Source organism: Kitasatospora sp. MAP12-44, from assembly GCF_029892095.1.
GTDB lineage: Bacteria > Actinomycetota > Actinomycetes > Streptomycetales > Streptomycetaceae > Kitasatospora.
On the sequence record NZ_JARZAE010000004.1, the window covers coordinates 7,280,677 to 7,298,901 of the forward strand.

Consider the following 18,225-nt stretch of genomic DNA (forward strand, 5'->3'; position numbering starts at 1 on the left):
ATCGTAGCGGGTGGTAGCCGTGCGTGTAGGACTCGTGCGGAGACCGGATCGAGGCCGGCGGTAGCCGGTGCGCCCTCACAGGTCAGGAGACGAAATCACGCAGCAGCTTGGCGAAGGCTGTCAGCTCCGCGAGCATCTCGTTCGGCAGTGGCTTCTCGTCGAAGTGGGCGATCCGGTTCCGGATGTCCTTCACCCGTTCCAGATGGCGGACGAACTGGGTCCGGTCCATAGCCGTCCAGCCGAGCTTCGCCCAGTTGGTGTCGGCGTTCGCGGCCATGGTCTGCTTGTTCTGGGTCCCGTCCAGGAGCCTGATGTAGTCGCCGAACATCAGATCCGAGATCAACCCGGATCGCTGCTCGGCCTTCTTGTTGGTCTGAACGGCGCGGATCGCCTCCTGGTCGAGCGTTGTGCCGAGGCACCGTCGGAGCAGTGATTCGATCTCGCCGACCAGGAAGAAGGGCCTCGCGGCTCCTTCGAAGCGCTCGGTGACGTCCGCGGCGGTCACGATGCCGGACAGGCAGCCGTCGTCGCCGCGGACCAGGAGATATCCGTGCTCCTTGATCGTGGGGAGGCAGCTGAAGAACTCCTGACGCGCATCGGCGACGGGCAGCGAGTCCTTCTGCATGGCGTTCTCGAGCGTGGGTGCCTTCCCGGTCTCGTACATCTTCGCCACTGAACGCCAGGTGACCACACCGTGCAGCACGGCCATGCCTGTGGTCACGGGAATCTGCGGATGTCCCTTGGTGCGCATCAGGTAAGTCGCCTGGGCCAGGGAGGCGCCGAGGCCGACGCCCACCACGCCGTTTCGGGCAGCTGCCAGCTCGCCGATGTGAAGCCGCTGCGGCAGCGCGTGTGAAGGCAGCGACTCCGGCTCGCCGTCGTTCTCAGGCGCGCCCGCCGCCACGGCGGCGGCCAGTGCGACGACGTCGACGTCGTCGCGCTTGTCACAGACCGCGAAGTCCGGGAGGGTGGCCAGCCCGACATCCGCCAGCGCTTGGGAGATGAGATACACGGTCTGGTGGTTGCGGACCCGGACGCCGAACAGGTCGAGGACGCGCAGGACGGGAACCCGGGTGTCCTTGAGTGCCAGCAACTCGTGCTGGGACGGCTTTGCAGTCATCGCTGGCCGTCACCGTCCGCCACGCCACGCAGGGCGGTGCGCTTGCCCATGGCTCCCTGGACCAGATCCACCAGTTGCCTCGACCGGTCGCGGTAGAAGCGTTCGTAATCGTTCGCGTGCAAGGTGTCCGGGTCGATGAGGTGGGTCGCGATCACGTCGTCGAACCACTCAGGTCGCATGTCCGAGGCCGCGACCAGAGAGGTGAGGTACGACGCCGGTGGTCCGCCCATGTCCTGACTGGCACGGTAGGAGAGCGGCGTCTTGTTCACGATGGAATTGGCTGGAAGCTCAGACCCGAGCTGCTTGGCGATCCATGCCTTGGGGAAGATCTGCCGGACCCCCACCGAGTGCTCGTCGAGACGCTTGGGGCTGAGCGGTGCGCCGGTGAAATGCCAGTCCACTGCGCCCTGCTTGATGAGCAGTGCGTAGATCCCCTTGTAGGCGGCGCTGTTGCGGGTGGTCAGGGTGTCCAGGCGGTCCGGGAAGAAGTACGCGTCGCCAACCGTGTCGGGCATCTCACCGGAGTTGCCTATCCAGGCGATCAGCTGCTCCACGTCGCGGGTGAAACGGGTCTCGGTGGACCCGCCGTACATCTCGCCCAGCACACCGCACCAGTACCAGCGGGTGATCATCTCCTCTGCGGCGAGGCTGTCGGTCCGGTCGCCGAGAACGGCCCGGACTGCGGCCAGCGGGACGAGCTGTGTCCGGTACGGCAGATCGGCCGCGCGTACGATGCACTGCTGCTGGAGGAAGTCCCCGACCCAGCCGAAGGCCTCCGCCAAGCGCGGGGCCAGCCGGTCGAAGTCGGCGAGGGGAAGCTCCAAGAGGTCACGTCGCTTGCACGACACAGCGGTGCCGGGGCGCGCCTGCTTGCGCTCCCAGGTGCGCACCAGCGCGACAGCCTGCAGGAAGTCGCTACTGCTCAGACCGTCCTCGACGCCCTGGTCCAGTCGGCCGAAGACGGGGAAGCGCGTGGCCAGGTCCTGCTTGATCGTCTGCCAGACCGTGGGCAACTGGTAGTAGTCGCCGGAGTTCTCGGTGAAGGTGCGGTCACCCGCGTAGGTCGCGGTGAGCAGCTCGAAGACGTTCAGCGGTACACCGCCGGTGTTGACCCGCTCGAACACCGCACAGACAGCGTCCATCGAGGTCGAGGCGGAGAGTCGGATCATGGGCACCTGAAACGACCGGACCTGCTCCAGCACCCGCTCCTCGAACTCGCCCCACAGGTCCCAGTTGCGGTCTTCGTCCGCCTTGACGAATGCCTTCTTCCAGGAATTGACGCGCTGGGTGTCGAAGACGAAGTGGAGCGGGAAGAGGCCGGCGGCGCACTCGTTCTCGACGGTGCTCAGGTCGAGGACGACTGTGCGGGAGAAGTCGGTCCGGAGGACCTTGTTCTCCGGTACGGACACGATCGCCTCGTCCCGGTCGGCAGAGGCCCGCACCGCTTTGGCGATGTCGACGTAGTACCAGCGCTTGATGGCCTTGCCGCGGGCGTCGACCGTCTCCACGGGAGCATCGAGGTACAGGGCTTGGAAGAGCGAGGTGAGCCGCTGCTGCCCGTCAAGAAGAAGAAGGCTGGGTACTCGGCTCTGTTCCAGTCCGGCGCCCGTGAGCGTGCGTGCGCGGAACGGAGACGCTCCACCCGTCTCCAGCGTCATCACCACACCGAGCGGATAGTCGAGTGTCACCGTTGCGATGATCGCTCGGATCCGGTCGTCGTCCCACTTCCACTCACGTTGGAAGTCGGGCAGCTGAAGCGTGCCTGACGCGACGTCCGCGAGGACATCCTTGAGCTTGGGACTGTCGAGCGCCACCCGGTCTGTTCCCCACCTTGAAGCCAGCATGTGCTGAGGGTGATTGGATCAACACGATCCCTTGGCAGTCAACCGGTTTGGCGAAGCTCCTTGGAACGACGTGAAATCGGTGGACGATCGGGCGGCTCGGCCCGGTAACGGCAGTGCGGACAGCCGGGCGCGGTGACGCCGCTTCATCAGGTCGCGATGCCAGCGCAGAACGATGTCCGGTCGGACCAACAGCCGTATGCGACGCAGGACTCCGCGCCGCAGTGGAGCAAGGAGCGCCGCGAGGAAAGCACGGTCCTCGGCGGTGAACCTCACTCTGTCCACACCGATCTGACGAACACGTTGGTGACAGTTAGGTACGTCAGGCGAGGCAACACAACCGGTCATCCTGACTTCGCCGTCAACCGGCGGCGCGTGGCAGGGTGATCCTGAGCAGCGCTCCGCCGCCGGGAGCCTGCGCAATGCTGATGCGCCCGCCGTGTGCCGTGGCGATCTCCTTCGCGATCGCGAGGCCCAGGCCACTCGATCCGCTCCCGCGCTCGCGGCTCGTGTCCAGGCGGACGAACCGGCCGAAAACACGTTCGCGCTCTTCGGCCGGAATCCCCGGCCCGTCGTCGCTGACCTCGATGCCGACCTCTCCGGGCGGTAGGTCCAGCACGGTGATCAGGACTCGGTGACGGGCGAAGCGGACCGCGTTGTCGACGAGGTTGCGCACCATCCGGCCCAGGTGCTCCCGGTCACCGAGTACCACCGCCTCCCCAGGGGCGTGTTGTGCGGTTTGGACGGCGACGAGCGGGGACGGGCTCGTCGCGCGGATCTCCTCGGCCAGCTCGCCGAGGTCGACCGCCGACCGGTGCGCCACCAACTGCCGGTCGTCGCTCTTGGCGAGCACCACCAACTCCTGGACGAGCGTCTCCAACCGACTGGACTGGCGGGCCGCGCGCTGCGCGATCTGCGGCCACGGTGCCGTGGCCGGGTGCGCGAGACCGACCTCGAGCGTGGTGCGGATCGCCGCGAGCGGGCTGCGCAGCTCGTGCGAGGCGTCGGCGACGAACCGCCGCTGCCTGGTGGCCGAGTCGTCGAGGCGGGCGAGCATGTCGTTCATGGTGCGCGCGAGTTGGCCGACCTCGTCGTGGTTGGCCGGCTCGGGGACCCGCCTGGACAGGTCGGCGGCGGTGATCTCGGTGACCGAACGGCGGATGCGCTCGACGGGTCGCAGTGCCCTGCCGACGACCAGCCAGACGGTGCCGCAGGCCAGCAGCAGGATGGCCGGCAGACCGATCAGCAGCAGGCGGGCGAAGGTCTCGTCGACCTGGCTGAGCAGGTCGGTGCTGGTGAGGGTCACGACGCTCACCGGTCGGCCGTCCACGGTGGCCCTGGTGCCGACGGCGCGCAGCTCGCCGGGAAACGCCGCGCCGGCCTTCTGCCGTACCGGCGTGTCCGAATCCGTGGGAAGGGAGTAGACAGCGCCCATTCCTTCGAGCGCGCGGGTGGCCGCCAGAACCGTGCCGTCCGGGGCGAGCACCTGGGCCTGGGCGTTCGCGTCCAGCGCGAACGCCGGCAGTGGCCGCGGCCAGCTGCCGTCCTGGCCGGCCTGTTCGATCTGGGCGGCGTAGGTGCGCAGCTGGTCGTCGGCGGTCCGGTGCGCCGAGCCGACCTGGAGCAGGTAGAGCAGCACGAGTCCGAGCGCCACGGCCAGCGTCAGCGCGAGCCCGGCGACGGCGGTGACCCGCGCGCGCACGCTGCCCGCGCCGGCGAAGGGACGCCCGCTGACCGCCTGACCGCTCACCGCCTGACCGCTCACTGCTCGTCCTGCTGGATCAGGTACCCCTGGCCGCGCACCGTCTCGATCACCGCGGGCCCGCCGCCCGCCTCCAGCTTGCGCCGCAACCGGTGGACGTGGACCTCGACCACGGACGGACCGCCCTCGAAGTTGACGTCCCAACAGTGCTCGAGCAGTTCGGTCTTGGACACCACCCGTCCCGCGTTGCGCAGCAGGTGCTCGACGACCGCGACCTCGCGGGCCGTCAGATCCAGCGCCTCACCGCCGCGCGTCACCGCCCGGCTGGCCGGGTCCAGCGCCAGGCCGGCAGCGGTGAGCACTGTCGGCCTGGCGCCCAGCGCGCGCCGGGTCAGCGAGCGGAGGTGCGCGAGAAGCACCGGATAGGAGAAGGGCTTGGCCAGGTAGTCGTCGGCGCCGCTGTCGAGGCCCTCGGCGTGGTCGAGGTCCTCGTCCATGGCGGTGAGCATCAGGATCGGGGTCCACCGGCCCTGCTCGCGCAGGGTCCGGCAGACCTGGTAGCCGTTCATGCCGGGCAGCATCACGTCCAGGATGATCACGTCGGGCGAGGTCTCGCGGGCCTTCCACAGCCCGTCCACACCATCGGACGCCACATCCACGACGTAACCCTCGGCCTGAAGCCCCCACGCCAGGGACTCGGCCATGTCCTGCTCATCCTCGACCACCAGCACGCGCATTTAGCCAGCATCCCCGATCGAGAGTGGAATACGCTCTCCCGGTCGGCCGTCGGCTGTCGGCCGGGGCGTTTCGTCCTTGATCCTCAGCAGTCGGGCGGCGCCGCGCGGCATCCACCAGTTGAGCCCGCCGAGGAGCGAGACCAGCGCGGGTAGCAGCAGCATCCGCACGACCACGGCGTCCAGCAGCACCCCGCAGGCCAGGCCCGCCGCGATCTGCCGCACGGTGATGTCGTTGGCCGTGGAGAGCGAGGCGAGCGCGAGGAAGAGGATCAGCGCGGCACTGGTGACCAGGCGGCCCGTGCGCGAGAGCCCCTCGACGATTCCCTCCCGTGTGGAGCCGGTGCGCTCGTAGCCCTCGCGGACCCTGGCGAGGATGAACACCTCGTAGTCCATCGAGACCCCGAACAGGAACCCGAAAATCAGCACCGGGGTGAGCGTGCCGACAGCGCCGTAGCTGCGCGCGCCCCAGAACGCCTGCATCCCGAAGCCGTGTTGGAAGACGAGCACCAGCAGACCATAGGACGCGGCGACCGACAGGATGTTGAGCAGCACCGCCTTCACGGGTAGCAGGATCGAGCGCAGGCCACGCGCGAGCAGCAGGAACGTCACGAGCGCGACGATGGCGAACAGGATCGGGAACGCCCCGTACGTGGAACGGGTCAGGTCGATGTTGAGCGCACCCTCGCCGCCGACCAGCACGCCGCGCGGCACCGTGTGCTGGATGTCGGCGAGCGAGCTCCCGCCCAGCGACGTGCCCACCTCGTGCTGCGGGATGACGAACACCATCGCGCTCCCGTCCTGCTGCCACGGCGCGCCGGCGGGGGCGACGGCGCCGTGCACGCTCGCCACCGTGTTCAACGAGGCGGCGACCGAGGCGGCGTCCGCCGTGTGCGGCATGTACACCGGGACGGTGGTGAGCGTTCCGGAGGGGAACCCGTCCGCCTCCAGCGCGTGCAGGCCAGCGGTGTAGGCGCCGCCTGCGGCCAGGTTGGCGGTGGTCGGCAGGCCGATGTTGATCGTCGCTGCGACTCCGGCGAGCGTGCCGAGAATCCCGAGGCCCAGCACCGCCGCGAGCACCCGGAACCGGATCACCCTGCCAGCCCACCAGCTCCAGAACCGGCTCGCCGCGCCCGCCGAGCGCCGCCGCGGCCAATCCACCCGCGCGCCGGCCTTGGACAGGACCGCGGGCAGCAGCGTCAGCGCGACCAGCGTCGCCGTCGACGGAATGAACAACCCGGAGACGCCTATCCCGCGCACCACCGAGTTCGGCACGACGATCAGCGCGAACAGGCCGAGCGAGGCGACGAGACCGCTGAACCACACCGAGTGCCCGGCCCGCCTGACCGCCGCCCGCACGGCCTCCTCATTGCTCCTGCCCGCTGCGCGCTCCTCCCGCCAACGGGTGACCACCAGCAGCGAGTAGTCGATCGAGAGGCCGAGACCGAGCAGCGCCACGATGTACTGCACCGCAGGGTTCAGCGGCGAGGACGACGGCATCAGGTACGTCAGCCCGTAGATCAGCAGCTGCATCGTCAGGACGGAGACCAGCGCCATGATGATCGGCAGGGCGGCCAGCAGCGACCCGAACACCCAGGCCAGCACGATCAGCGCGCCGACCGCCCCGAAGATGAGCTCGCTGGTGACCGTGGAGTTTCCGCCCGAGCCGGTGCTTCCGGCCTCAAGTGCCCGCACGCTCGTGCCGTTCACAGTCAGCGACGGCGCCGCCGCCTTGGCCGCCGTGGTCAGCGCGTCGACCTGATCCGTCGCCATGTCATCGCCGTCGTGCGGCGGGTAGGCGAGCACGACGGTACTGCTGCCGCCGTTGCCCACGAGCGCTTTGGCACCGGTCGACGCGTACGAGACCAACCGAAGCCGAGGGGCGGCCTCGGCGATCGCCGCGTCCACCGCCCGGAGCTGATCCGCGGCAGCCGCCGCGGTCACGCTCTCGCCCGCCGGCAGCCCGAGCACCAGCACGCCCGGGTCCGAAGTGGCGCCGCCGTACTGCGCCGCGATCTGCGCATCGGCCGCGTAGGCCGAGCCGTTGGTGTGCGTTCCCGGCAGCAGCCGGCTCGAGACGGTCGGCGCCACGGCGACGCCGGCCACGGTGACGACCAGCCAGAGCGCCAGCACCAGCAACCGGTGCCGGATCACCCATCTGCTCAGCAGTTCCACAGTTCCTCCTCGGTGGAGCGGACTCGCTCAGACCCCGAGGCTAGGAATCGCCGGCTTGCAAACAGCTTTCACGCTTCGAACCCGACTCCGCCCCGACCCGCAGCAGCCCCGGCGCGGTCTCAGTCCTCGGTCTTCGGTCCTCGAAAGGGTGAGACCGCGCCGGGGGCGGCGTCAGTCGGCGCAGGCGCGCCGGCGGATCAGAACCGGGCCCCCTGGACGAAGGTCTTCTGGGACGTCTCGCTCTTCTCAAGCTTGCGGATCTGCATGGCTGTCACCTCCTCTCCCTCCGACGGTTTCCGCACCGTGCGCGCGGCAAGTGCTGCTGCGCGCCGGTGAGTTCGAAGCTCGTGGTCAGTCCTGGCCGCCGCAGACCGGGCAGTCGGGGCGGCGCTCCGTCGTCAGGTAGCGCTGTTCGTGCGGCGCGACCAGGTTCAGGCCGAACTGGAAGCTGCGGCCGCCGAAGTCCGGCGCCCCGGTGATGTGGGCCAGCACCGCGTGAGCCACCATCAGGCCGCCCAGGCCCGCCGAGACGGCGGTGCTCGCGGCCACGTCGTCGTTGCCGAGCGGTACCAAGTCGTCCGGCGCGACGGCGGCGGCCGGCGCGCCGTCCGACAGTTCGCCGCTGCGCAGGTGCAGGCATTCGAAGCAGGCGCCTTCGCCGCGGGAGAAGGTCTGGGCCACGGTCACGGGCCCGACGTACCCACCGGTCACCCACGGAATGCCGACCTCGCGGCACGCGGTGTCGGCCCAGTGCCCGATCTCCTGGGGCTGGTCCGCGCAGAGCGCGAGCACGTCGCAGCGGGCCGCGAGGCGGCGCAGGTCCGCGACCCCCTCGACCTTCGCCTCCTCGCCGGTGACGCTGATCGTCGAGTTGAGCGCCCGCAGCCGGGCCACGGCCGCGTCCACCTTGGAGCCTCCGATATCGGCCTCGGTGTACAGGAACTGCCGTGTGAGGTTGGACAGTTCGACGTGGTCATGGTCGACCAGATGCAGCGTGCCGACGCCGGAGGCGGCCAGCGCCAGGGCCACACTCGAACCGCCGCCGCCGAGCCCGACCACCACGACCGTCGCCGCCTTGATCCGCTCCTGCGCGCTCCACGCCGAGGTGCGCGGCGCCAGGTCGATCCAGCGGTAGAAGGCCTGGTTCCGCGAGTAGCGCTCCCGCTCCTGCGCACTGAGCACGGGCGAGCCCTGGGCGGCGGCGTCCTCCAGGAACCCGCCGTGGTACAGCGCGTCGAGCACCGCCGCCACGGTCTCGGCCGGCTGCCCGGACTCGCCGCCGAGCCGCCCCGGCGACCGCGTGCCGTCGACCAGCCGGATGATCCGCCAGAGCGAACCGTCCGGGTCGTCGATCACCGAAGCGATCCCGTAGATGTCGCCGCCGATCTGGATCGTCCCGTCGGCCCGCCGCAGTGCCTGGTGCTCGCGCTTGACTCTCGGGAGGAGGTGGGCAGGCTGCGACGCCCCGGCGGATGACATGGGCTGGCTCCACTCGTACTCGTACGTGACGGTCCGACCCCGAGGACGCTTACTGAACTGATGTGTGAATGACGTGACATGGACGGTACAGAGAGCGCCGGGGGCCGTCAATGCTCGCGAAGCTCTGAAGCTGGTGCGCCAGGAGGTGGCCGATCGGTCCTGGACGGCTACCGCGAGGCGGCCAGCCAGGGATAGCGGGCGTTCGAGCTCCGTCCCACCGGCGTCCGCATATAGGACAGCTATAGGCGTCGCGGCAACCGTGGAACCATGACCCGACGAAAGAGCATTCGGCAGTTCCTGCTCACCACGATCACGGCACTAGGTGCCGCCCTCTCCCTGGGCGCCGCGCCGGCCACGGCCGCCACGCCGTCCTGGAACCAGCTCCCCATCCCGTCCGTGGGATCGCTGCACTCCATCACCGCCCTCAGCACCACGTCGGCCTTCGGGACGACCTACCAGCCGTGCGGAGAGAGCAGCACGTGCGGTCAGCTGTGGCAGCTGAACGGTCAGGCCTGGAGCCAGTTCAGCCTTCCCACCGGCTTCGGCGCCGCTGCCATCACCGGGACCAGCGCCACCGACGTCTGGTTCCTCGGCGGAACGACCACCGCCGGAATCGTCTATCACTGGGACGGTCAGAACTGGGTCGACCACAGCCCCGGGGTGTCGGGGTACTACGTCCAGGCCGCCGCCGCGGTGTCGCCCACCAGCGCGTTCTCGGCCGGTGTCTTCTACGGCAGCAGCGAGGTCGCCGGTGTCGGCCACTGGGACGGGAGCGCGTGGACCGTCACCAAGCTGCCGCAGATCGCCGGCGAGGACACCATGCTGACCGCGGTGTCCGCGGCGTCGGCCAGTGACGCCTGGGCCACCGGGACGCAGTGCACGTCGACCGGCAACGACCGGTGCCAGCCCTACCTGGCGCACTGGGACGGCACCCAGTGGTCGCAGGTGACCGTCCCGTCGCTGACACCTCGCAGCGCTCTGCCCCAGGCAGTGATCAGTCGCAACGGCCAGGTCTGGATCGCGGGACGGGAGACGGACCTCAACGGCGGCACCAACCCGGACCGCATCTTCGCCGAGCACTGGGACGGCCAGAGCTGGACCACGGCCTACCTCCCGGTGCACATCTCGGCCGACGGCTTCTACAGCGCCGTCACCGGGTTGGCCTTCCACGGCACGGACCTGCTGGCCGGCGTCTCGCACACCCAGAACGAAGGGGTCATGGACTGGAACGGTTCGTCCTGGGCGCCGTACCCCGGGCCGCTGACCACGACCCCGACCGTCAACTCCCTCGTCGGCACGCCTGACGGGCAGGTCATCGCCGCCGGAAACGGAACCGACGCGACCGGCACGCACGACTTCCTGGCCAACCTCGCCGGCTAGAGCCAGACCGACCGGTCCATGACCTGAAGGTGCGCGCAGGGCACCCCGGCCGGAACAGCCGGCCGGGGTGCTGCGGTGTCCCACCAGAGCTCCTGGAGCACCGGCGGTCCCACCTCGACGTGCGGGAATCCCGGTGGTGCTGCCGGAAGTTGACCCCGTGCTGCCCGTTCGGGCAACGCAACGTCGCCCAGACCTTTGCGCGGGCCTCGCGGAGTGCCGGCTCAGTTGATCGCGACGACACGTGCCCAGGACGGCGGGGCGTCCGGGAGGTAGTCGGGGTCGTCCTCGTTCACGGCGCGGGCGGGGCGGGGGAAGAGGCCGACGACGGTGCGGCAGGGTGGTGCTGTGGAGGGCCACGGGGTCTGACCGTCGGTCAGGGCGACGATGACGTCGGGGCGGGGCCGGGAACGCAGTGCCCGGGCGAAACCGGAGCGCAGGTCCGTTCCGCCGCCGCCGACGAGTTCGATGTTCTCGGCGCGGCAGAGCGGGACGGCGATCCCGGCCGCCGCGTCGCAGGAGATCACCGACACCAGGTCGCGCCGCCCGCCGACGGCCCGGGAGATCGCCGCCACCTCCAGGAGCGCGCTGCCGAGTTCCGCATCGCTCACCGAGCCGGAGGTGTCGATCACGACACAGACCCGGGGCGGCATCCGGCGCAGGCTCGGCAGCAGTGCCCCGGGGACGCTGGCCGAGCGCCGGGACGGCCGCCGGTAGCTGTGGTCCTCGCCGAGCCCCGGGGCGCTCGCCGCCGAGCGGACCGCGGCGCCCAGCAACTGCCGCCACGGTTGCGGTGGTTGGAACGCCTCGTCAGCCCACCGGCGCCATCCGTGGGGCGCGTCGCCCGGTCGGCCCTTGATCCCCTCGGCGACCCGGAAGCGGACCGCGTCCCGTTGCAGCCTGGTCAGCCCCCCTGCGCCGCCGGGCCCCAGCTCCCACGGCCGTTCCTGCCCGTCGGCACCGCTGCCGCAGTCCAGCCAGGCCAGGTCCGCGGCGAGCCCGGACATCGGCGCCCGGCGCAGGTACTCCTCCATCAGCAGCCCGTCGGGCAAGGCCAGCAGTGACGGCAGAACCGCCCCGGCCGGCACGGGCAGACCGTCGCCGTAGATGTCGTCGTTGATCTCGAAGTCGGCGGCGACGTTCCGCCGCAGCCTCTCGCCCGGCCCGTCTTCCTCGTGCTCCCGCGCATACCGCTCGCCCCGCCCGTGGTGGTCCCGCAGCAGGTGGGAGACCTCGTGCACCCAGACGCCGGCCAGGTCCTCCAGCGAGGTGCGCGCCACAAAGCCGGGGGAGACGTAGCAGCGCCAGTGGGTGTCCACCGCCATCGTCGGCACCGAGCGGTCCTCGACCACGTGCAGCGCGAAGAGCGCGCTGGCCAGGTAGGGACGGACCTTCACCGCATGGAGCCGGGCGGCGAACAGCTTCTCCGTGTCCAGCGGTGCGCCGGGTCGGCCGACCGGCGCGCCGGAGCCGACCGGTGGCCCCGGCACCGTCGCCCGCACCGGAAGCGGCGGCGCGGGCCGGGTCATCGGGCGCGGCAGCGGGCGCGGCAGCGGCCGCGGCTCGGAGCGCCCTTCGGAGTACGGCTCGGAGTACGGCTCGGGGCGCCGCGCGGGGTGCTTCGGGGCCCCCGTCATCGGTGGGTCCCCGTCGCGGACGCGCCGCCGCCCGCCGCCGCGACCCGCGCCACCGACCGGTCCGCCCGTCGGGCGAGACCGACCACCCCGACCAGTCGCTCCACCGCGTCCGGCACCTCCCAGTCGTCGCGCCGCAACGCGGCCAACGCCGTTGCCGGGGCGACCAGCAGGTCCGGGGTGCCGGTCTCCAGCGCCCGTACCAGCACCGCCCAGCCCGCCTCCCACCGCGCTCGCTCCGGCCGTGCCCCGATCGCGGCCACCACCGCCTCCAGCGTCGCCTGACGCAGATCGCCGCGTTCCGGCAGCTCGGCGGCGGCCGGGTCGGCCAGCAGCGCCTCCGGGTCGGGCAGGTCCATCCGGTCCAGATGGGCGAGGAGTTCGAACCCCGGACCGTCCCCCACCGCGCCCCGCACCAGCAGTGCCAGCACCTCGCGGGAGACGCGGGCCGCCGTGCCGAAGGCCAGCAGGGTGAGCGCGGCCTCCCAGCTCCGGGGCGAGGGCCAGGCGCCGCCGCGCCGTGTCTCCGTGGTCGGCAGCCGGTGGATCAGGGTCGGCCGGGCCTTCAGAAACCCGCAGACCGCGTGCCGGGCGAAGGCCACCGCCTCCGGCAGCCGGCCGGGCACCAGCCGGGGCAGCTCGGCCCGGGGCCAGACTCCGCCGAGGCCGCGCACCACCACCTCACGGTCGTGCACCCAGTACAGATGCACGAAGCGGTTGGCCAGCGGCGGGCTCAGCTCCCAGCCGTCCGCTGCCGACGCGCGGGGGTTGGCGGCGGCCACGATCCGTACCCCAGCGGGCAGTTGCAGTGCACCGACCCGCCGCTCCAGGACGACCCGGAGCAGCGCGGCCTGGACGGCCGGGGTGGCGGTGGAGAGTTCGTCCAGGAAGAGCAGCCCCCGCCCGGCCCGCACGAGCTGCACAGCCCACTGCGGCGGTGCCATCGGCACCCCCTGCACGGCCGGGTCGTCGCCCACGATGGGCAGCCCGGAGAAGTCGGACGGTTCGTGGACGCTGGCGATGACGGTCGTCAGCGGCAGATCGAGGGAGGCGGCGAGCTGGGTCAGGGCCGCAGTCTTGCCGATGCCCGGCTCGCCCCAGATCAGGACTGGCAGGTCGGCGGCGACGGCCAGGGTGAGCGCTTCGAGCTGCTCGTCGGGGCGCGCTTCGGTCGTGGTCGTCCGCAGCAAGGTCAAGAGGTCGTCGGCGAGGGTGAGTTGGGTGTCGGTGCCGGCAGCCTCGGACGGACTGGACAACGACGGACTGGACAACGACGGACTGGACAACGACGGACTGGACAACGACGGACTGGACAACGGCGTGACGGCGGCCGGAGCCGGCAGGAGGGCGGTGGAGGTCATGGGTATCACCTGGAGGGGGGTAGGGGGACGGGGCAGCCCGTCCCGGAGGTTGTGGGTGCGCCGGATGGTGGGCGCCGCGCTGGAAAGTCGTCGGTGCGGAACCGGAACCGGAACCGGAACCGGAACCGGTCAGGAGGCCAGGCCGGTGCGGGGCCTGGGCCGGCTGCTCCGCTTGCGGCGTAGGACGAGCGGCGTGCGGCGGTCGAGACGGGGGCGATGTCCCGACTCGGCGTGCCGCTCGCCCGGGTCGTTCCTGCCCCCGGCCCTGCCCCCGCCCTCGGCCGCGCCGGCGGCGGGGTGGACGGCGATCAGCCCCGCACGGAAGACCCCGTGGTCGATGCGGCCGGCCACGGCCGACTCCAGCTCGTCCCGGAGCGGTCCGTCACGCAGGACCGCCTTGGGGCCGAGCAGCCCCTCGACCACGGTGAGCGCTCCGGCGAAGTCCCCGTGGGTGAGCCGCTCCCGGACCGCAGGCAGGGCCGCTGGACTGCGGTGCACCGCGTCGATCGCCCGCAGACAGGGCAGGGCCGGGCCGCCGAGTGCCACCAGCAGCTCTTCCCGGCGCAGTTGGGCCAGGTCGTGATCGATAGCCGTCAGCACCCCGTTCCGCAGCGCGATCCGGTGGACCTCGCCGCGGCACTCCACCCGGTGGGGATCACCGGGCCGGTGTGTGCGGGCGGCTGCCGCGGTCGGGCCGGCTCCAGCCAGTGCTGCGGCGACGAGTGGGTGCAACCGCTCGACCGTGACCAGGCCGGCCCGCAGCAGCTCCAGATCCGGCGGGATCCGGATCGCCGCCTCCGGGAGGGCGGGAAGCGCCGCGATGTCCTGCGGCCCCAGCGCCTCCCGCAGCGGCCGGACCGTCGGGGCATGGCTGTCGTCGGGGGCGACGAGCTCGAACACGGCGTGGTCGCGCCTGCCGAGCCGCACGGTGAAGCCGCCGCGCGAGCGTCCCTCCGCCCGCAACAGCAACTCCGCCTCGGCGGCCCACCGCGCCGTCCACCAGGACTCGTGGACGGCGCGCGGATCAGCTCGCTCCAGCGGGCGCGACCGATCCGGCGGCGGCCCGTCCGCACCATGGCGACCGGCCAGTTCACCGCTCCGGCCGGCCAGTTCACCGCTCCGACCGGCATCCCAGAGGTGGCGGTGCAGGTCGAGCCGGAAGCGCCGGTCGGGATGCGGATGCGGGTGGTGCCGGGGAGCGCCGCTCCCCGGCCCCTCCCACAGGGCGAGCGAGACGCGCTGTCCGGCATCCGCCCAGGCCGGCGGTGTCCGCACCACCAGGTGCGGTGGCGCTGCGGTGTCGCCGGACCCGTAGCGGGCCAGCGAGATGGTGAGGCCGGGCCGGAGCCGGCCGTCAGGGGCGACCCGGGGCAGGTGCCAGCGGAGCAGGTCCGGCGCGAGCAGGCGCAGATCCGTCCGGAGGCGGGTGGCGAGATCGGCGCCGTGGCGGTGCCGCACGGCGCGCAGATCGAGATCTACGTCGATCCGGGCGGCGGCGCACGCCCCCGCCCAGTCGCCCCGGGCACGCCGTGCCGTCGCGGTCTCGATCATGGACGGTGGCACGGCGTACTCGCGCACGCGCTGCCACATCAACAGGTGGGTCGGAAACTCGTTCATGAGGTGAAGTGCCATCAGCACTCACCTTGCGTGAACGATTCCCCCATTCGGTACGAGGAGAAGTTCTTCATCGCCCGCATCGTAGCCACTGCGCGGACGATCTGTCAGCCGGCTTTGTTCGCCGGCCCGCTGTGCCCGTCCGGCCGGCTCGGTGGCGATGCCCCCTGCGGTCTCGGTGTCAGTGGTGGCCCGTACTGTCCACGGCATGGCAATCGTGATGTTCGTCGACGAGACGACGGCGGGGGACCGGAGCGACGGGTGGGGCCTGGAGATCGCCGAGGAGAGGCTCACCGTGCGTGAGCTGATCCGGCGCCGGGTCTTCCAGGAGGTCGCCGAGTACAACGCGCGCACACCGCAGGTGTTCCAGGGGCTCATACAGCCGCAGGACACCGAGCGCGTGCTGAACGGGTACGCGCTGCGCACCCCCCGCCGGATCGACCCCGAGGCGCAGACCGAGCTGGCGCTCAAGGCCTTCGCGGGCAACGGCTTCCTCGTCCTGGTGGGGGACCGCCAGGTCACCGACCCGGGTGAGGAGATCGAGCTCGTGCTCGGTACCGAGGTCACGTTCCTGAAGCTCGTGCCGCTGGTGGGGGGATGACGATGACGGACATCCAGAGGATCAAGGAGCTGCTCCGGCAGCGCGCAGCCGCCGCAGGGGAGGCGGATGAACTCGCCGTCGAACTGCTGAAGCTGGCGGCCGGCAACCGGGGCAACTGGACCAGGCCGTGGGACGGCATGCTCGCCGAGGTGCGCGCGCTGCCGTCGGAGACCCGCACCGCGCTCGCCGACGCCCTGGTGACGCAGTACCACGCGGCCGAGGCGGGCGCGGTCGCCCGAGGCAACGCGCTGACCCTGATCGGTGTCATCGCGCGCGGCCTGCCCGGGGACCGGCTCTCGGTGGAGCGCCTGAGGCGGCTCGACGAACTCAGCCGCCGGTACACCTTGTGGTACGGCGAGCGTCACGAGGTCCTCGCCGAGGCCGAACTCGACGCCGGCCGCCCCCTCGCACCCGAGGTCGTGGCCGTCTTCCGGCGCTCGGCCCTGCAGGCCTACCGCGACGAGTCGCTCCCCGCGCTCGCCGACAAGCTCACCGAGCCCGTCCTGAACGTCGGCGAGGAGTGGGCCGAGCAAGCCCTGCGGGACGCCCAGGACAGCCCCGACTGGCAGGCCCTCCTCCGGCACGCGACGACCGCCACGACCGCCAAGCCCACCCGCCAGTGGGAGCAGCGGGCCCGCATCCTGATCCACCCCCTCGGCGCCGACCGCGTCCGGACCACCCTGCTGCCCTGGCTCGCCCTCGTCGGCCGCCGCACCTTCGAGTTGGACCGCCAGACGTACGAGCCCGACGTCAACAGCAGCTACGACCCCTACAACGCCAACGCCCTGCGCGGACTGACCTGGGCGCTCGCCCTGCTGCCCGCCCACCCGGACACCGCCCGCGCCCTCGGCACGCTGGTCGAGACGTCGCTCAGGAAGGTCTCCGGGCTCGGCCCGCGCAACCCCAAGGTCGCCAACGCCGCTGTCGGCGCGCTCTCCCGCATCGACGGCGAACCCGCCCTCGCCGAACTCGCCCGCCTGGCCACCCGCGTGACCTACAAGGGCACGCTCAAGCTGCTCGACACCGCGCTGCAGACCCGGGCCGCGGCGCTGGGCCTGTCCCGCGAGGAGATCGAGGAACTCGCCGTCCCCGCCTACGGACTGACCGAGGTCGGCCGCGCCGAGCAGCAACTGGGCGAGGTCACCGCAGTCCTGGAGGTCCGGGGCACCAAGGTGGTCCTCGGCTGGCGCAACTCCGCGGGCAAGGCGGTCAAGAGCGTGCCCGCCGCCGTCAAGCGCGACCACGCCGAGGAGCTCAAGGACCTCAAGGCGGCGGTCAAGGACATCGACAAGATGCTCTCCGCCCAGAGCGAGCGCCTGGACCGGCAGTTCCTCGCCCGCCGCAGCTGGTCCTACACCACCTGGCGCGAGCGGTATCTCGACCATCCCCTGGTCGGCACCCTGGCCCGCCGCTTGTTGTGGACGGTCGACGGCACGACCGTCGGATTCGCCGACGGCGAGCTGCGCACCCTCACCGACGACCCGGCGCGCGAAGGGGTTGAGGTCCGGCTCTGGCACCCGGTGGGCCACGAGAGCGCCGAGATCGTGGCCTGGCGCGACTGGCTGGAGCGGCACGGGATCACGCAGCCGTTCAAGCAGGCCCACCGCGAGGTGTATCTGCTGACCGACGCCGAGCGCGCGACGGGAACGTACTCCAACCGTTTCGCCGCGCACATCCTGCGCCAGCACCAGTTCAACTCCCTTGCTGCGATCCGGGGTTGGCGCAACAAGCTGCGCTTGATGGTCGACGACACGGCCCCGCCCGCCACCCGGGGGATGCCGCAGTGGGGGCTGCGCGCCGAGTACTGGATCCAGGGGGAGGGCGACGACTACGGCGTCGACACCACCGAGTCCGGCAGTTATCTGCGCCTGACCACCGACCAGGTCCGCTTCTACCCGATCGGCGCGCCGGAGAACTCGGCAAGCTGCTACGGCGGTGAGTACGGCATGTGGCTGAGGGCCGGTGCCGACCCGGTGGAGCCCGTCCCGATCGCCGATGTCCCGCCGCTGGTGCTGTCCGAAGTCCTGCGCGACGTCGACCTGTTCGTGGGCGTGGCCAGCGTCGGCAACGACCCGACCTGGCAGGACGGCGGACCCGAGGGCCGCTTCGGGGAGTACTGGACGTCCTACGGCTTCGGGGAGCTCAACCAGAGCGCTGAGACGCGCCGCGTGTTGCTGGAGCGGCTCGTACCCCGGCTGGCGATCGCCGACCGCTGCACCATCGAAGGCCGCTTCCTGCACGTGAAGGGTGAGCGCCACACGTACAAGATCCACCTCGGCTCGGGGAACATCCTGATGACGCCGGACGACCGGTACCTGTGCATCGTCCCGAAGTCCGACCCGGCCGCGCCGCAGGCTGGTTACCTCCCCTTCGAGGGCGACCGCATGCTGGCCGTGATCCTCAGTAAGGCGATGATGCTGGCCGACGACACGAAGATCACGGACCCGACGATCCTGAGCCAGCTGTAGGGGCCCGGACAGGCAGCTCCCGTGGGCCCGCCGCAACCCTTGCGGCGGGCCTGTCGTGAAGGTGACATGTCATGTTCTCGCCAGGCTGTTCGCCTTCCCCGCGGCCGGTGGGGGCGCCA

General features: G+C 71.3%; 12 protein-coding genes. 3 read left to right on the forward strand and 9 right to left on the reverse strand.

Features of this window, described 5'->3' with window-relative positions; genetic code table 11:
* Window positions 1–82: 82 nt before the first annotated feature.
* The 6 genes from P3T34_RS33210 to P3T34_RS33235 all read right to left on the reverse strand — a co-directional run bounded on the left by P3T34_RS33210 (window position 83) and on the right by P3T34_RS33235 (window position 9,051).
* On the reverse strand, window positions 83–1,120 hold the full coding sequence (locus tag P3T34_RS33210; protein WP_280669747.1) for a CBS domain-containing protein: 1,038 nt from the start codon (window positions 1,118–1,120) through the stop codon (window positions 83–85).
* On the reverse strand, window positions 1,117–2,964 hold the full coding sequence (locus P3T34_RS33215) for a DUF262 domain-containing protein (protein WP_280669748.1): 1,848 nt from the start codon (window positions 2,962–2,964) through the stop codon (window positions 1,117–1,119). Before P3T34_RS33215 ends, P3T34_RS33210 begins: the two co-directional genes overlap by 4 nt.
* 358 nt (window positions 2,965–3,322) lie before the next feature.
* Window positions 3,323–4,726: a HAMP domain-containing sensor histidine kinase gene (locus P3T34_RS33220; protein ID WP_280669749.1), complete on the reverse strand. Its 1,404-nt coding sequence runs from the start codon at window positions 4,724–4,726 to the stop codon at window positions 3,323–3,325.
* Window positions 4,723–5,400, reverse strand: coding sequence for a response regulator transcription factor (locus P3T34_RS33225; RefSeq protein WP_280669750.1), 678 nt, complete (start codon window positions 5,398–5,400; stop codon window positions 4,723–4,725). Before P3T34_RS33225 ends, P3T34_RS33220 begins: the two co-directional genes overlap by 4 nt.
* Window positions 5,401–7,572 (reverse strand): MMPL family transporter, encoded by a 2,172-nt coding sequence (locus tag P3T34_RS33230; protein WP_280669751.1) that lies wholly within the window; start codon window positions 7,570–7,572, stop codon window positions 5,401–5,403. It lies immediately after the preceding gene.
* A gap of 351 nt (window positions 7,573–7,923) precedes the next feature.
* On the reverse strand, window positions 7,924–9,051 hold the full coding sequence (locus P3T34_RS33235) for a ThiF family adenylyltransferase (RefSeq protein WP_280669752.1): 1,128 nt from the start codon (window positions 9,049–9,051) through the stop codon (window positions 7,924–7,926).
* 267 nt (window positions 9,052–9,318) lie between these two features.
* Between P3T34_RS33235 and P3T34_RS33240 the strand changes: the two genes are divergently transcribed.
* The gene (locus P3T34_RS33240; protein ID WP_280669753.1) at window positions 9,319–10,431 is read left to right on the forward strand and encodes a hypothetical protein; all 1,113 of its coding nucleotides are present in this window, start codon (window positions 9,319–9,321) and stop codon (window positions 10,429–10,431) included.
* Between the two features lie 221 nt (window positions 10,432–10,652).
* Here the strand turns inward: P3T34_RS33240 and P3T34_RS33245 are convergent, their stop codons facing one another.
* The 3 genes from P3T34_RS33245 to P3T34_RS33255 all read right to left on the reverse strand — a co-directional run bounded on the left by P3T34_RS33245 (window position 10,653) and on the right by P3T34_RS33255 (window position 15,055).
* Window positions 10,653–11,957 (reverse strand): VWA-like domain-containing protein, encoded by a 1,305-nt coding sequence (locus P3T34_RS33245; protein ID WP_280672543.1) that lies wholly within the window; start codon window positions 11,955–11,957, stop codon window positions 10,653–10,655.
* A 104-nt stretch (window positions 11,958–12,061) separates the two neighbouring features.
* Window positions 12,062–13,318 carry a sigma 54-interacting transcriptional regulator gene (locus tag P3T34_RS33250; RefSeq protein WP_280669754.1) on the reverse strand — a complete coding sequence of 419 codons (1,257 nt, stop codon included), beginning with the start codon at window positions 13,316–13,318 and terminating at the stop codon, window positions 12,062–12,064.
* A 234-nt stretch (window positions 13,319–13,552) separates the two neighbouring features.
* Window positions 13,553–15,055, reverse strand: coding sequence for a hypothetical protein (locus P3T34_RS33255; protein ID WP_280669755.1), 1,503 nt, complete (start codon window positions 15,053–15,055; stop codon window positions 13,553–13,555).
* A 190-nt stretch (window positions 15,056–15,245) separates the two neighbouring features.
* On the opposite strand from P3T34_RS33255, the gene P3T34_RS33260 reads away from it, so the two are divergent.
* Both P3T34_RS33260 and P3T34_RS33265 read left to right on the forward strand, forming a co-directional pair.
* Window positions 15,246–15,638: a hypothetical protein gene (locus P3T34_RS33260; protein ID WP_280669756.1), complete on the forward strand. Its 393-nt coding sequence runs from the start codon at window positions 15,246–15,248 to the stop codon at window positions 15,636–15,638.
* Between the two features lie 2 nt (window positions 15,639–15,640).
* A complete protein-coding gene (locus tag P3T34_RS33265; RefSeq protein WP_348534719.1) occupies window positions 15,641–18,106 on the forward strand; it encodes a DUF4132 domain-containing protein in 2,466 nt (821 codons plus the stop codon).
* The last annotated feature ends 119 nt before the right edge of the window (window positions 18,107–18,225 follow it).